At 67.3% G+C, this 14251-nt stretch carries 14 protein-coding genes; 3 read left to right on the forward strand and 11 right to left on the reverse strand.

Features of this window, described 5'->3' with window-relative positions; translation table 11 throughout:
* Window positions 1–40: 40 nt before the first annotated feature.
* Window positions 41–535, reverse strand: a complete 495-nt coding sequence (locus VX037_RS06820) for an acyl-CoA thioesterase (protein ID WP_235722397.1) — start codon at window positions 533–535, stop codon at window positions 41–43.
* Window positions 536–630: 95 nt separating this feature from the next.
* On the reverse strand, window positions 631–1398 hold the full coding sequence (locus VX037_RS06825) for a hypothetical protein (RefSeq protein ID WP_328713720.1): 768 nt from the start codon (window positions 1396–1398) through the stop codon (window positions 631–633).
* A 105-nt stretch (window positions 1399–1503) separates the two neighbouring features.
* Here VX037_RS06825 and VX037_RS06830 point away from each other — a divergent pair, with 105 nt between their 5' ends.
* Entirely contained in the window at window positions 1504–2706 is a 1203-nt protein-coding gene (locus VX037_RS06830) for a cation:proton antiporter (protein WP_328713831.1), read from the forward strand.
* Window positions 2707–2758: 52 nt separating this feature from the next.
* Here the strand turns inward: VX037_RS06830 and VX037_RS06835 are convergent, their stop codons facing one another.
* From VX037_RS06835 to VX037_RS06845, 3 genes are all read right to left on the reverse strand, one after another.
* Window positions 2759–3079, reverse strand: coding sequence for a transglycosylase family protein (locus tag VX037_RS06835; protein ID WP_235722399.1), 321 nt, complete (start codon window positions 3077–3079; stop codon window positions 2759–2761).
* A 280-nt stretch (window positions 3080–3359) separates the two neighbouring features.
* Window positions 3360–3989, reverse strand: coding sequence for an endonuclease (locus VX037_RS06840; protein ID WP_328713722.1), 630 nt, complete (start codon window positions 3987–3989; stop codon window positions 3360–3362).
* Between the two features lie 135 nt (window positions 3990–4124).
* Window positions 4125–5441, reverse strand: coding sequence for a cytochrome P450 (locus VX037_RS06845; protein WP_328713724.1), 1317 nt, complete (start codon window positions 5439–5441; stop codon window positions 4125–4127).
* Between the two features lie 98 nt (window positions 5442–5539).
* Here VX037_RS06845 and VX037_RS06850 point away from each other — a divergent pair, with 98 nt between their 5' ends.
* Window positions 5540–6151: a TetR/AcrR family transcriptional regulator gene (locus VX037_RS06850; protein WP_287016689.1), complete on the forward strand. Its 612-nt coding sequence runs from the start codon at window positions 5540–5542 to the stop codon at window positions 6149–6151.
* 57 nt (window positions 6152–6208) lie between these two features.
* Here VX037_RS06850 and VX037_RS06855 read toward each other — a convergent pair whose 3' ends face one another.
* The 4 genes from VX037_RS06855 to VX037_RS06870 all read right to left on the reverse strand — a co-directional run bounded on the left by VX037_RS06855 (window position 6209) and on the right by VX037_RS06870 (window position 12489).
* Window positions 6209–7354, reverse strand: a complete 1146-nt coding sequence (locus VX037_RS06855; protein ID WP_235722403.1) for an acyl-CoA dehydrogenase family protein — start codon at window positions 7352–7354, stop codon at window positions 6209–6211.
* A 50-nt stretch (window positions 7355–7404) separates the two neighbouring features.
* A complete protein-coding gene (locus tag VX037_RS06860) occupies window positions 7405–8640 on the reverse strand; it encodes an acyl-CoA dehydrogenase family protein (RefSeq protein WP_235722404.1) in 1236 nt (411 codons plus the stop codon).
* A gap of 189 nt (window positions 8641–8829) precedes the next feature.
* Window positions 8830–10008 (reverse strand): AI-2E family transporter, encoded by a 1179-nt coding sequence (locus VX037_RS06865; RefSeq protein WP_235722405.1) that lies wholly within the window; start codon window positions 10006–10008, stop codon window positions 8830–8832.
* A 93-nt stretch (window positions 10009–10101) separates the two neighbouring features.
* Window positions 10102–12489: an acetyl-CoA acetyltransferase gene (locus VX037_RS06870; RefSeq protein ID WP_235722406.1), complete on the reverse strand. Its 2388-nt coding sequence runs from the start codon at window positions 12487–12489 to the stop codon at window positions 10102–10104.
* Window positions 12490–12630: 141 nt separating this feature from the next.
* Between VX037_RS06870 and VX037_RS06875 the strand changes: the two genes are divergently transcribed.
* Window positions 12631–13149 carry a hypothetical protein gene (locus VX037_RS06875; protein WP_235722407.1) on the forward strand — a complete coding sequence of 173 codons (519 nt, stop codon included), beginning with the start codon at window positions 12631–12633 and terminating at the stop codon, window positions 13147–13149.
* A 22-nt stretch (window positions 13150–13171) separates the two neighbouring features.
* On the opposite strand, the gene VX037_RS06880 is transcribed toward VX037_RS06875, so the two are convergent.
* A complete protein-coding gene (locus VX037_RS06880) occupies window positions 13172–13462 on the reverse strand; it encodes a hypothetical protein (RefSeq protein WP_235722408.1) in 291 nt (96 codons plus the stop codon).
* Window positions 13455–14144, reverse strand: a complete 690-nt coding sequence (locus tag VX037_RS06885) for an RNA polymerase sigma factor (RefSeq protein ID WP_235722774.1) — start codon at window positions 14142–14144, stop codon at window positions 13455–13457. The genes VX037_RS06880 and VX037_RS06885 overlap by 8 nt, the downstream gene beginning before the upstream one ends.
* Window positions 14145–14251: the final 107 nt, after the last annotated feature.

Genomic DNA, 14251 nt, shown 5'->3' on the forward strand with positions numbered 1-14251 from the left:
GACCATCGGCGTCCCTGGGCTGATCGTCACCGGGTCACTTTCACTGGGCTGATCGAAGTGCCGCTCGGCGTTCCTCGGCCTCGGTGAACCGTCGGCGCGCGACTGCGGTGCGCGGTACCAGCTGGGGCACCGGGTGTGGTCGGCCGGCGTCATCGGTGGCGACCATCGTGAAGTAGCAGCTGTTCGTATGGCGGCGTTCGCCGGTGAGCACGTTCTCGGTGTCCACGCGGATACCGACCTCCATCGAGGTCCGCCCGGTGTAGTTGATCGACGCCGAGAGGGTCAGCACTTCGCCCACCCGGATCGGTTCGCGGAAGATCACCCGGTCCACCGACAATGTCACGGCGTACCGACGGGAGTACCTGCTCGCACAGGCGTAGGCGACCTGGTCCAGCAATTTGAGCAAGGTCCCGCCGTGCACGTTGCCGGTGAAGTTGGCCATGTCCGGTGTCATCAACAACGACATCGACAAGCTGATCCGGTCGTCGTCGGCCTCGGGTTCGTCGGCGTCGGTTCGGTCGGTGACAGTCTCCATTTATGGCTCCCATCGGGCTGCGGCGTCTGACCTGACCAGCCTTTCACCTACCGGCTGGTCAGGTCGGCAACGCAGTGATATCCCGACGGGGTGCCTCAGGGATGTGCGGGTTCGGCCAGCCCCTGGGCGAGGCCCACGCCGCCGCCGATGGCTGCGCCGGCCGCAGCGAACGGCGCCGCAGTGGCGGCTGCGCCGATGGCCGCCCCGACCGGCGGTCCCACCACCAGGCCGGCGGGCAAGAATGGCACCCCCGCCACCAGTCCGGCGACACCACCGACGACCCCGCCGGCGACCGCGAGCGGGGCACCGACCGTCGCAGTGGCGACGGCTGCGCCGGTGGCCGCGCCGGCGATGGTGGTCGCCGCGACCCGGTCCGAGCGCGCGGAATCGAGGCCCACGGCGTCGCCCGCGGTGGCGATCTGCGCCTCGCCGGTCGCGGCGGCGGTATTGACCTGTTCGGTCTGCTCGGGCGGCAGCCACTGCGGCGCCGGTGCGGTGATGTCTCCGATCCGTACGGTGTCCGGTGGCGCGGTGATCGGCCGGACCGGTGCGGTGGGTGCCGGGGCGTGCAGCGTGCTCGGATCGAAAGTGGGCAGCGGCCGGTCGGGTAGCGCGCGACTGCCGGGCCCGGTCCGGGTACCCGCGTTGTCATCGACGACGTGGTGCGGTCCGATGTCGGCCGTGAGATGTGCGGGAGCCGGTTGGGCCGAAGCGATCGCGCCCCCGGTGAAGGCGAGTATCGCCGGTGCCGATCCGGCCGCCACCCAGGCGGCGAGTCTGGCCGGGCGGCGCCGGTCGACGGCTTGCGGGGTGCGGCTGTCGCGTCGATCCAGCCGGTGCCGGCCGTGTGTGCGTGTACCCATACGAATCTCCGAAACGTCGTCGTCTGTGTTCTGGCACACGTGATTCGCCCGGTGAGAGTGTGCGGATGGGTTGGTTGCCCGGCGATGTGCCAGGATGACCGGATGATGGTGATCGCCGAGGCGTCTTCGTCAGCCGATACCTCCGCGATCGAATCATTGTTCTGGATCACCGTCGCCGCGGCAGCGTCGCCGATCCTGTCGCGGATCACGCGCGGCTACGTGCCGGATGTGGTGATCCTGTTGGTGTGCGGCATGGCGATCGGCCCCCATCTGCTGGGGTGGGCCGACGTCGACAGCGTGCAGATCCTGAGCGAACTGGGCCTGGGCATGCTGTTCCTGCTGGCCGGCTACGAACTGGATCCGAAACTGCTCGGCGGTAGGTCGGGCAGGGTGGCGCGAATGACGTGGCTGGCGGGTCTGGCGATCGCCCTGATCGCGGTCACCTTCGCGATCCCGGACGAGAACTTCAGCGCGCACATCGCGGTGGCCATCGCGCTGACCTCGACCGCATTGGGCACGCTGCTGCCCATCATCAAGCAGGACGGACTGCTCGACACCGCGCTGGGTCGGTCGGTGATGGCCCACGGGGCGGTGGGGGAGTTGGCGCCGATCATCGCGATGTCGCTACTGCTCACCAGTCGCAGCGTGGGCGGTGCGCTGGTGGTGCTGATCCTCTTCGGGGTCGCCGCGGTGCTCATCGGTGCGGTACCCCAACGCATCGTGGAGCGAATCCCGGGCGTGCGATACGCGGTGTCGGAGATGAGCGAGGGCACAGCACAGTTGCCGGTCCGGGTGGTGTTCCTGCTGCTGGTCACCCTGATGACGGTGGCCGCCGTCTTCGACCTCGATGTGGTGCTCGGCGCCTTCGCCGCCGGACTGATCCTGCAGCGGCTCATCGGGCCACAGAACCACGAGGTCGGGAAGTCGCTGGAGGTCGTCGGCTTCGGTGTGCTCATCCCCGTCTTCTTCGTCGTCTCGGGGATGAACATCGATGTGACGGCCGTGCTCGGGCAACCGGTGCTGTGGCTCGGGCTGGTCGTCGCGATCGCGGTCGCCCGCGGACTGCCGGTGTGGCTCAGCGAGCGCTACGTGCAGCATGGCAACAATCTGGTGAACCAGCGAGAACGAACTCAGCTCGCCTTGTATGCGGCCACCGGCCTGCCGATCATCGTGGCGGTCACCGGAGTGGCCACTGCGGCCGATCTGATGTCGGTGCAACTGGCATCGGTGCTCGTCGCAGCCGGCGCCACCACGGTGTTGGTGTTCCCGCTCATCGCACGCCTGATCACGCCCCGAGAACGGGTGTAGCCGCCGCCCCGGTCAGGGGCGACGGCCACACAACACGGTCACACGCGCGGTGTCAGAGGTAGGCACCGCAGGTCGGCCATGCGCCGGCGCCCTGAGTGGCCAGCACGTTCTCGGCCACCCGGATCTGCTCGGCCTTCGAGGCGTTGGCCGGGTTCCCGACACCGCCGTTGGCTTCCCAGGTGCTCTGCGAGAACTGCAGGCCGCCGTAGTAGCCGTTGCCGGTGTTGATTCCCCAGTTGCCGCCGCTCTCGCACTGGGCGACTGCGTCCCAGTTGTTCGCCGACGCGGTGCCGGCGACTGCAGCGAACGGGGCCAGGGACAGGGCGCCGACGATTCCGGCGCGCACAGCAAGCTTCTTCATGCTCATGGTCATCGTTCCTCCTATCGCCACCCCGTAGCTGGCTGGGCGGCTGATCTCGGACCGGTGGCGACGGTACAAGCGGATAACAGAAAGGTCACATCGACTCGGTGACCTGCAGGATTTTGATCACGCGTCGATAACGTAGGGTCGAATCCTGTGAATTCCCTGCGCATCGCGGCGTTTTGCGGGCCGCGGATCACGATCTGACATCCGCTTCACTGTGACGGATCGCACAGCCAGATTGTGGTGTCGGTCACCGACATCGACGCGCGGAGCGGGTCCGCGTGTGGCGTCAGGTCAACTCCGCCCGGAGGTCGTCGTCGAGCGATACGCGCACCAGGGCCGCTGCCAGCAGTGCCGGATGACCGTCCGCGAGCCGGTGCAGTTCGACGGGGTCGTCGGGCAACCCCAGTTCGCCGGCTGCCGACAGTGCCCGCTCGCCGAAGTAGGGGGTGACCCAGTCCCACACGTCCTGTACCTCGCGCAGGAACACCGATGCGCCGGTGGGGCCGATCCCGGTGAACGTCTGTAGTTCCTTGGCGGCGCGACCGACGTCTCCGTCGGCGCGGTCGGCCAGCGTGCGTAGGTCGCCCTGGTAGTCGTCGCCGACCTTGCGTGCGGCCTCGCCGAGTCGGGTGGCGGTGCTCTCGTCGTAGCGCACGTAGTGTCCGCGCCCGAGCGCATCGACCAGGTCCTGCCAGTCGGCGTCGGCCATCTTCGCCGGCGTCCGGTAGCCCGCGGCGAACAACTCGCGTGCGGCCGCGACCGCGATGTCGGCCGAGATGCGCGCGCTCAGCAACAGCGACAGGACTAGCAGTTGGAACAGGGGTGCCGGCGTGTTCTTCAGGGTGATGCCGGCCTCGTCGGCGTAGGTGCGCCCGACGCGTTCGATCAGCGCCGAGACGACGCGCTGGTGTGACACGGTGATCCCTCTCGTCGACTCGTGAGGTCTCACGGGTCGACGGCGCCACGCGCCCGCCCCCGCGAGCTGTCGCTGAGGTGTTACCCGGACGGCGGGTCAGGTAATCGTCCATCCTGTCCCGGGGAGCATGACGCGCTACCGACGGCGGTGCAGTACGACACGTCCGCCGCGGGCGGGTGCGTACGCGACGCCGCGAGAGTGCCAGCGTTCATCCGGCGATGTCGACGGTTCGATGGTGAAATCGCGTAACAGTGCGCGCAGAACGACGTCCATCTCCATCTGTGCAAACGCGGCGCCGATGCATCGGCGCGTACCGCCGCCGAACGGCAGCCATGCGGGCCCGGCTGTGGTCCCCACGAAGCGTTCCGGATCGAACCGCTCGGGATCACGGAACTGGCGGCTGTCGTCGTGCAAGAGGGATATCGACACCATGATGTTGTGGCCCTTGGGTATTCGATACGGGCCGAGCTCGACGAGGTCGTCGATCACATGGCGGCCGGCGAGGTCGATCACCGGCCGGCTGCGCTGGATCTCGGTGATCGTGGCCGTGAGGTAATCGCTGCCACCCGCGTCCAGCTCGGCGACGAGCGTGTCGAGCGCCCTGCGATGACGCTGGAGGCGTTCGATCGCCCAGGCGAGTGTCGTCGCGGTGGTCTCGTGTCCGGCGGCCAGCAAGGTGAGCAGTTCGTCGGCGATCTCCGCATCGGTCATCGCCGAGCCGTCCTCGTGTCGGCTGAGGATCATCAGCGCCAGGATGTCGGTGCGGTGGGCGAGGTCGTGCTCGGCGCGGGCGGAGGCGATCAGCGATCCGACGACGCGGTCATAGGTCTCGCGCTGTGCAGCGAATCGGCAACGCGGATCGAGTGGGCCGAAGGTCAGCGGCAGGTCGGGAATCGTCGCCAGCCGCGATCCGGTCGTCACCATGGGCGGAATGATCTGACGCAGGACGTCGAGGTCGGCCCCGCGCGCACCGAACACCGTGCGCAGGATGACGTTGAGGGTGATCCGCATCATCGGCTCGAGGGTGGCGAACGGGCGTCCGGTCGGCCACGTGACCGCCTCGGCGGCGAACTCCTCGGCGACGACCGCCTCGTAATACCGAATCCGCTTGCCGTGCAGCGGCGGTGTCAACAGCTTCCGGCGTCGCCGATGCTCGGCGCCGTCGAGTGAGAACATCGACCCGGCGCCGAGGACGCGGCCGAGGTTGGGGCGGATGTTGGCGACGCGATCGGTCGAGGTGGTGAAGAGTTGCCGTGCCAGAGTGGGATCGGCGACCACTACCACGTCGCCGAACACGGGCAGCCCGATCGTGAACGTGGAACCGTATCGCCGCGTCAGTTGTGTCATCGTCTGGCGCCTGCGGAGGGCGAAACCGAGACCGGTCGCGACCCTCGGCAGGCGCGGGCGCGGGGGGAGAATCGGTTCGACCTCGCTGATCTGTCCGGTCGTCATCCCGCGGTCCTCTCGTCGTGTGCCCGGTACGCTTCCGTACCACCCGACGGTACGCGTGCGTACCGCGACTGACAAGGGCGGGGTCGTATCGTTGGGGCATGTTGCCCGAAGCTGTCGTCTCGTCGGAGGGCGCCGCATCCCCGGTGCGGGAACGGCTTCTGCAGGCCATGGCCACCTGCGTGATGGAACGCGGCTATCGGGAGACCACGGTCGCCGACGTGGTCCGGGTCGCGCGGACCTCGCGCCGTTCCTTCTATCAGGAGTTCGCCGACAAACAGGCCTGCTTCGTCGATCTCCTGCGCACCACCAACGACGCGATGATCCAGGCGATCTCCGAGGATGTCGATCCTGCCGCGGAGTGGACCATGCAGATCCGGCAGGCGGTCGAGGCGTATGTGTCGGTCACCGAACAGAACCCGGCGATCGCCTGGAGCTGGATTCGTGAACTGCCGGCACTCGGGGACTCGGCGCGCCGCGTCCAGGTGGACGCGATGGAATCGCTCATCGCGGTTCTGGTGCCGCTCACCGACTCGCCGCGTATGCGGGAAGCGGGCATCTCTCCGATGACGCATGAGACGGCGGTGATGATCTGGGGTGGTATCCGCGAACTGGCGGCGTCCGCGATGGAACAGGACCGGTCCCTCTACAGCATCGTCGAACCCGTGGTCGCGGCATGTATCGCCCTGATCGGAGCGAACATCCGGAGTTGACGACCAACGTCCCGGTGCGACGGTGCGCACCGGGACGTTGGTCGCATCGGTGGTTGCTCAGGCGTCGGCCAGTTTGGCGAAGCGCGCGAGATGAGCGTCGGCTGAGCCGAATTCGTACTCGACAGCGGTCAATCGGCGGAAGTAGTGGCCGATGGCCAGTTCCTCGGTCATACCCATGCCGCCGTGCAGTTGGACTGCATTCTGGCCGATGAACCTGGCCGCGCGGCTGGCAGTGGCCTTTGCTGCCGACACTGCCGCGGCTCGTGCTGCGGGTTCGGCGTCGAGGGTCAGGATGGCGTAATACTGTGCGGCAACCGCCTGCTCGAGTTCGATGTGCATGTCCACCATGCGGTGTTGCAGAGCCTGGAAGCTACCGATGGGCTGACCGAACTGCTGTCGCTGCTTGGCGTACTCGACGGTGTCGTCGAGCACCTTGCGCATCGCCCCGACCGCCTCGGAGACCACGGCCGCGGTCGCCTCATCCCATGCGTACTCGAGCACGGGGAGAGCCTGCCCCTCGTTGCCGATCAGTGCGTCGGCGTCGACCCGCAGGTCGGTGAAGGTCAGGTCCGCGGCTCGGCGGTCGTCGATGGTGCGCACCGCGTGCATGGTCAGGCCCTCGGGCACGGTCTCGGTGAGGTCCACCAGGAACATCGACACCCCGTCGCGTTCACGGGTCTCACCGCCGGTCCGCGCCGTGATGATCAGGTGATCGGCGAGTGGCGCGGTGGTGACAACGGCCTTGGCACCGTTGATGATCCACGAGTCGCCCGACTTCTCGGCCCGGGTGCCGACGTGGTGAAGCATGCCGCCCGAGCCGTCTTCGATCGCGGCGAGTGCGGTCAGTGCGTTGCCGCTGACGATCTGCTCACCGATGGCCAGCGCCCGCGGGTGACCGGTGCGGGCCAGCAGACGCGCGCCCAGCACCACGGTGTCGACGAACGGCTCGACGACGAGCGCATGTCCGAGGGCCTCGGTGACCACCATCAGTTCTTCGGGTCCGCCGTCGTCACCGCCGATGGATTCGGGTAGGCAGGCGCCGATCACGCCGAGCTCCTCGGCGAACGAGCGCCAGATCTCGGGTTGCCATCCGGCGCCCACCTTGGCCACCTCGCGGCTGGCCTCCAGGTCGTAGCGTGCGCCTAGGAACTTGGTGAGTCCGTCGCGCAGCAATTGTTGTTCCGGGGTGAGGGTGAAGTCCATTGTTCTGTGTGCTCCGTTTGTGTGCCGGGTTGATGTGGGACCGCGGTTGTCTACCCGAGTCCCAGCGCGGCCTTGGCCAGGATGTTCCGCTGGATCTCGTTGCTGCCCGCATAGATAGATCCGGCACGATCGTTCATGTAGTGCAGCGGGGCGACGGCCTGCCATGCCTCGCCGCTGACATACCCGTCGGTCGGCGGGGTGTACCGGTTGATCGGACCGCCGGGGGCAGCGGCGTGCGGCTGGTACACGCGCCCGTGCACTCCTGCGGCCTCGAGGTCGAGTTCGGTGATCTTCTGGCTCAGTTCGGTGCCGAGGATCTTGAGCATCGAGGCGAGCGACCCGGCATCTCCGCCGGAACTCATCGCGGCCAGCGCACGGTACTCGAGGACCTCGAGGATCTTCGCGCGCACACGTACGTCGGCCAGCTTGGCCGCGAACGCCGGTTCCTCGATCAGGGGTACACCCGACGGCCCGGTCATCGCGGCGGCTTCGGCTGCGATGTTCTCGGCCATCACCTGCAGGGCGGGGGCCGCGGCGCCACCACCACGTTCAAAGATCAGCAGGTACTTGGCGACGGTCCAACCCTCGTCGACCTTGCCGAGCACGTTGCGCTTCGGGACCCGGACGCCGTCGAAGAAGACCTGTGCCTGGACCTGCTCACCGGAGGCCATCACGAGTGGCTGGACTTCGATGCCCGGTGAGTTCATGTCGATCAGCAAGAAAGTGATGCCCTGCTGCTTGCGCTCCTGGCGGGACGTCCGGACCAGGCAGAAGATCCAGTTGGCCTCCGCGGCATGCGTCGTCCAGATCTTGCTACCGGTGACCACGAAGTCGTCGCCATCGCTGACCGCGGCCATCGACAGAGACGCCAGGTCCGAACCTGCCTCGGGCTCGGAGTAGCCCTGGCAGAAGAACACGCTGCCGTCGAGGATGCCGGGCAGGTAGAAGTCCTTTTGCTCCTGCGTACCGAATGCCATGATCGCGTGGGACACCATCCGGATGCCCATCGGCGACAGCGCCGGTGCGCCGGCCAGGATCGATTCGCGGCTGAACAGGTAGTGCTGCCCGAGGGTCCAATCGCAGCCGCCGTATTCGACCGGCCACGCGGGCGCGGCCCAGCCGCGCTCGTGCAGGATTGCCTGCCACGTCATAGACGCCTCGTGATCTGCGTACACGCTGGTCCGCAGGCGGCCCGCGGCGCGCAGATCGGGGGTCAGTTTGGCCTCGAGGAACTCCCGTACCTCATCGCGGAACGCGATGTCGGCGTCCGACCATGTCATGTCCATTTCGAGTTGCCACCTCTGTCTTCACTGAAGCTGTGCGCTCACGTCGTTGCCACCTACGTATCAAATATATGTGACACGCCGAATGTACTCCGACGTCGCCCGCGTGGGGAAGCAGATGCGGGTTTTGCCGGTGGCGAGTTCGCGCGACGGTCGCTGTCGCGGTGTGAAGTTCGTGCGGGGTAAGTGCCCTCAGCTCGGCTGCGGGGACGCTCCGGTCTCGCCGGGGCTGTCCGGTCCGGCGTCGCCGTCGGCGTCCGGGGAGGCCTCGTCGGTGGGTGGCCCGGTGCCCGCGTCGGGTTCGGACTTCGGTGCCGACGACGACAGCAGGATGTCGGCCCACCGCGTGGACGGATCGATGTCGATGAGCAGGGCCTTGGACATCAGCGTCAGCGGCACCGCGAGGATCGCACCCAACGGTCCGATGACCCACGCCCAGAACACGAGTGAAAGGAAGGTCAACGTTGTGGACAACCCCACGGCGTCGCCGACGAATTTTGGTTGGATCACCGATTGGATCACCACGTTGATGACGCTGTAGATGGCGATCACCAACAGCATCTGACCCCAGCCGCCGTCGAGCAGGGCCAGCAGGGCCGGGGGGATCAGGCCGATGACGAACCCGATGTTCGGGATGTAGTTGGTGATGAACGAGAGCAGTCCCCAGAGGATCGGCAGAGGGATGCCGACGATCCACAGCGCCACCGAATCGAAGACGGCGACGATGAGGCCGAAGACGGTGGACACCAGCAGGTAACTGCGGGTGCCCTGGGCGAAGCTGCGGAACGCCATGGCGATGTCGGGTCGGATGCCGCGCAGCACATCGATGCGCTTGTCGAAGGACATCGCGTCGGCGGCCATGAACAGCAGGAGCGTGACCACCAGGATGAGCGCCGACGCCACCGACAACGTGCTCTCGAGGACGTCCGACATGTATCCGAGCGCCTTGCCCGGGTCGACGTGGGAGATCATGTTGTGCACGTTGTCCGGGCTCACGCCGTGACTGGTCAAGAACTCCTGGAAGTTGTCGATGAGGCCTTGGAACTTGTCGGCGTACTCGGGCAGGATCGTCGCGAGCCGGGCGATCGAGAAGGCCAGCGACCCGAAGAGTGTCAACAAGATGCCATAGACGGCCACCAGGGTGGCGACGAAGGCGAGCCACGTAGGCATTCCCTTGCGGCGCAGCCACACCGGGATCGGCTGGACGGCCACCGTGAGCATCAGGGCGAGGAAGATCGGCCCCACGAGGCCGGACACCGCCTTCATGCCGCCGACGGTGACGATCAAGCCGGTGACCGAGAGCAACACGATCGTGCCCCGCGGCATCGACCAGCCCTTCGGCTCCTCGGTGCCTGCCTGCTCCAGCGTCATGTCCGAGCCTCTCGTCGTGTGGCTGTGGCGAATGGCTCGCCGATGGTCGGACGAATGGTAACCCTCCGGCCGCCGAATTCACCGACGATGCGGTCAGCGACCGGTCCAGCGTGGTGGTCGCTTGGCGACGAACGCGGTGATCCCTTCAATCGTGTCCTGGCTGACCAGCAGGCTGTCCATGGCGGCCGAAGTCGCCTCGATGGCCTCGATCTCATCGGGGATGGCAGCCGCGGTGTCCATGGCGCGTAGCGATTCCCGCACCGATGTGGGTGACGCCGCGAGTACTTCGGCGGCCACGGTGCGCGCGAGGTCCATCACCTCGCCGGGTGGCGCGATGCGGCTGATGAGTCCTGCGGCCAGCGCCTCGGCGGCGTCGAGTCGTCGTCCGGTGAGAATCATGTCGCGGGCCAGCGCCCCACCGACGGCGGCCGGCAGGCGCACCAGCCCGCCGGCCAGCGCCGCCAGACCCACCCTGACCTCCGGGAGGCCGAAGGTGGCGCGTTCGTCGGCGACGACGATGTGACAGGCCATCGCGATCTCACAGCCGCCGCCCAGGGCGAAGCCGTTGACCGCGGCGATGACGGGTTTGGGCATCGATCGGCGGGAGGTGAGCCCGGCGAAGCCGTTGCCCGGAATCTCCAGGCCGGCACCGGTGGTCTGCGCGAGATCGTTGCCGGCGGAGAACGCCTTGTCGCCGGCACCCGTCAGGATCGCCACCCAGAGGTCTGCGTCGGCGAAGTACGCGTCGAAGATCTCATCGAGTTCGGCGTTCGCGGCCGGGTGCAGTGCGTTGCGCGCCTCGGGGCGATTGATCGTCACCTCCAACAGGTGGCCGTCGCGGCGGACCTCGACGTGCTCGTAGGAGGAACGGAAGGTGGGCGCAACCGGTGGGTGGTGACGGAGCATCGATGCCCGATCGGTGAACACGCGGTTGCCCTTCGCGCTCGACCGGACGTAGATGTCGGCGCCCACCGGGTCGTCGGTGGCCAGTAGTTCGAACATCGACTCGTCGTCGGTGGCCACTGTGGCGATGAACCGTCGACCGGAGTCGAGACGGCCGATGACGATGCCGGTTCGTGAGCCGTCGCGGCCGGGCATGACCGTGAATCCCTCGATTGTCGCCGGACCGTCGGCGTAATCCGAGGTCTGTACGCGGGGAGCGGCGTCGAGCACCTCCTGTACACCGCTCGAGTCGTCCGGCGACCATGCGGTCGGTCGGGTGCTGTAGATCCCCACCGACGTCTTGCTGAGGATGCCGCCGTTGGCCGCAACGAGTGCAAACGAGTCGCGCTCGCCACGACACCGGTCGACGGCCTCGGCGATCGCGTGCATCGAGTAGTTGTTGCCCGGGCCGCCGAAGAACGGCAGACCGCCGGTCAGGGTCAATCCGCGGGGGTCGTCGGCATCGATGCCGAGTGGATCGATCACGTTGGACACCGCGATCGGGAAGCAACTGTAGATGTCCAGGTGCGCGACGTCGTCGAGGCCGATCTGGGCCACCGCGAGCGCGTGCTGCACGGCCGCGGCGGCCGCCGGCCCGCGGCTGAGGTCTGGGCGCTGCATCAGTGGGCGCTCGCGGGTGTCGGCGTGGCCGTGCAGGAACACCCACCGTGACGGGTCGATCCCGAGTTGTCGGGCGACCCGCACGGACATCACCAGGGTGGCGGCCGCCTGGTTGACCTGGTCGCGCGCGACCATGAACCTGGTGAACGGGTCGGCCACAACGCGATTGGTCTCCGACACGGTGGCGAGTTCGGATGCAGATCGCACCGTGGGGGCTGCCGCATGCGGGTTGGCGGCCGCGACCTCCGACATCGGGGCGAACAGTTCGCCCATGGTCTCGGTATAGCGTCCGCGGGGCAGGCCGACCCGGTGGCGACGGGCGTTTTCCAGGACCGCGTACTGGGCCACCGGCGACAGCAGTCCGTGTTTCGCCTCCTGGTGGGTCGTGAGACCGGCGATCGCGAAGCCACGATCCTCAAGTTGACCTCCGACCTGCTCGGTGAAATCGGGTCGATCGCGCTCAGTGGTGGTCGACATCAGGTGGCGCACCGTCGACATCACCTCGGCGCCGAAGATCATTGCCGCCGAACGACGCCCCGCGACGATCTCGCCGGCGAACTCGGTCAGCAGGCTCTGTGGACTCTGCCCGCCGGTCACCCCGAGCACGGCGTGTTCGGGGTCCATCCCGATCCGTTTGGCCACCGCCCGCGGCATGTTGTCCGGTCTGCCCAGCGGCGAGGATGACATCGGAGTGGATTGTTCGAACGTGCGCACAGCGACGACGGTGTCGATCTCGGCGGCGACCGCAGGTGCGACCACGCCGGTGTCGGCCAGCGCCGCCTCGACGGCGCGCGATGCGAGGTCGGATTCGCAGAGGCCTCGGTAGTCGTCGTCGGTGAGGCGTTCGGACGACTGGCCGACCCCGACGATGACCGGAGTGTTCGGATCGAGCGCGTGGATAGAGACAGATCTCGGCATGTGTCCATTTATGCACTCCGGTCACCGCTCGCGCTGACCTACCCCTGATTCTTCGGGCGATGAGGCGCTGGCTCCGAACCATGGATCGAGCTACCCTGAATGCAAGTAATACTGATTACAAGTAATCACCTGGAGGTTGCCATGTCCGATACCGCGGCAGAAGTGAGCGGATGGTTGGCCGGACGCCTGCCCGACGAATTGTTCGTCGGCGCACCCGAGGTATCGGTTGATCGTGAGGAGATCACCATCGTCGGCACCATTGCTGCGCCCGATACCGAATCCGGGGCCGATCCGGCGACGGTCGCGCAGGCCGAGGCCGGCCGGATCGCGCGCTTCCGGGAAACCACGCGTGATCAACGCATAGAGGTTGCGCGGGAGGCGGAACATCGATTCGACCGCAAGGTCGCCTGGGGCGTGCGATGCGGCGAATCCGCGCAGTTGTTCACCCACCTCGCCGTGCCCGTCATGACGCGACTGCGTCAACCGCAACGCCAGGTACTCGACACACTGGTCTCGGCCGGGGTTGCACGCAGTCGCGCCGATGCGCTGGCCTGGTGTGTGAAACTCGTCGGGCAGCACACGGATTCGTGGCTCACCGAGCTTCGCACGGCGATGGACCGGGTCGACGAGGTGCGCAGCACGGGTCCCGTCGTGGACTGAGGCTGCCGACCGAACGCGCCCGTCAGGTCAGCCGGGTGTACACATCCTGCCATCGGACCGTGATGGCTTGTCGCGCAGCCGCGCTGCTCCAGTCTCCGAGGGTTGCGCTCAACACTGCTTCGGCGACGTCGCGCACCTCGTTGGACAACGCGAGGAGGTCGTCGCGGTAGCGCGCGATCAGTCCGATCCGCAGACCGGCGACGTCGATCAGACGGGTCACGTCCTCGTCGGGTTCGTCGAGGTCTCGACTCGCCTCCACCAGCCACGCGTCCGTCTCGTCGGAGTGCCCACCGTCGACGAATATGTCATTCACGGTTGCGCTCCTTCCCGGATGTTGTCGATCGGTCTGTGTTCCGTGGCGGTCTGGTTGTCGGGGGTTTCTCCGCATCGGGTGGGCCGCCGGGGCGCCAGGGTCGCAGCCGGATGGACAGATACCTCCTGCTGCGCTGCAGATGACCGCGGACGGACCCGGTGCTGGTCTGCAACACCCGGGCGATCTCGTCGAGCGACATCCCCTCGTTCTCGCGCAGCCACCACGCCGTGCGCGAGGTGGGCGGCAGGTTGCCGAGTTCGGTGCGCAATGCCTCGACCAACGAGGAGTGTTCGGCGACATCTGCGGGGAGGGGGCATGGGTCGGCGAGCGCCGCGAACTGCTCGTCGGCGGTGGGCAACTCGCGACGCCTGCGTCGGTAATCGGTGGTCCGACGGTGAGCGATGGCGAACATCCAGGTGCGAAAGGAACTGCGGAATGCGAAATCCGGCAGGCTCTTCCACGCATGCATCAAGGTCTCCTGGGCGAGATCCTCGGCGGTCTGGGGGTCGGGCACCATGCGTCTCAGATAGCGCAGCAGGCCGGGAGGGACGCGCGCCACCAACAGGCCGAAGGCCTCACGATCACCGACCGCGGCGGCTGCCGCCAACTCGTCGTCGGACATCGCCGTCAGTTCCAGCGGCGACGATGCGGGCCGGTGTGCCGTCGGCCCATGGCCATCCATGCCGGCCACTCGTGGGAACCTTGAACCATTCATGTGACCGGCATCACCAGAACTCGTGCGTGCACTTTCCGTTTCCACTGCGACTGACTCTATACACGGGCCACCGC

This window comes from Gordonia sp. Z-3 (assembly GCF_036233855.1).
In the GTDB taxonomy this organism is placed as follows: Bacteria; Actinomycetota; Actinomycetes; order Mycobacteriales; family Mycobacteriaceae; genus Gordonia; species Gordonia tangerina.

Coding starts and splice junctions, on each gene's coding strand:
- VX037_RS06865 (WP_235722405.1), bottom strand. CDS start 10,008: ATGACGCTGGAGCAGGCAGGCACCGAGGAGCCGAAGGGCTGGTCGATG.
- VX037_RS06845 (WP_328713724.1), bottom strand. CDS start 5,441: ATGACGACCGGACAGATCAGCGAGGTCGAACCGATTCTCCCCCCGCGC.
- VX037_RS06860 (WP_235722404.1), bottom strand. CDS start 8,640: ATGGACATGACATGGTCGGACGCCGACATCGCGTTCCGCGATGAGGTA.
- VX037_RS06835 (WP_235722399.1), bottom strand. CDS start 3,079: ATGACCATGAGCATGAAGAAGCTTGCTGTGCGCGCCGGAATCGTCGGC.
- VX037_RS06875 (WP_235722407.1), top strand. CDS start 12,631: ATGTCCGATACCGCGGCAGAAGTGAGCGGATGGTTGGCCGGACGCCTG.
- VX037_RS06885 (WP_235722774.1), bottom strand. CDS start 14,144: ATGGATGGCCATGGGCCGACGGCACACCGGCCCGCATCGTCGCCGCTG.
- VX037_RS06820 (WP_235722397.1), bottom strand. CDS start 535: ATGGAGACTGTCACCGACCGAACCGACGCCGACGAACCCGAGGCCGAC.
- VX037_RS06870 (WP_235722406.1), bottom strand. CDS start 12,489: ATGCCGAGATCTGTCTCTATCCACGCGCTCGATCCGAACACTCCGGTC.
- VX037_RS06850 (WP_287016689.1), top strand. CDS start 5,540: ATGTTGCCCGAAGCTGTCGTCTCGTCGGAGGGCGCCGCATCCCCGGTG.
- VX037_RS06830 (WP_328713831.1), top strand. CDS start 1,504: ATGGTGATCGCCGAGGCGTCTTCGTCAGCCGATACCTCCGCGATCGAA.
- VX037_RS06825 (WP_328713720.1), bottom strand. CDS start 1,398: ATGGGTACACGCACACACGGCCGGCACCGGCTGGATCGACGCGACAGC.
- VX037_RS06855 (WP_235722403.1), bottom strand. CDS start 7,354: ATGGACTTCACCCTCACCCCGGAACAACAATTGCTGCGCGACGGACTC.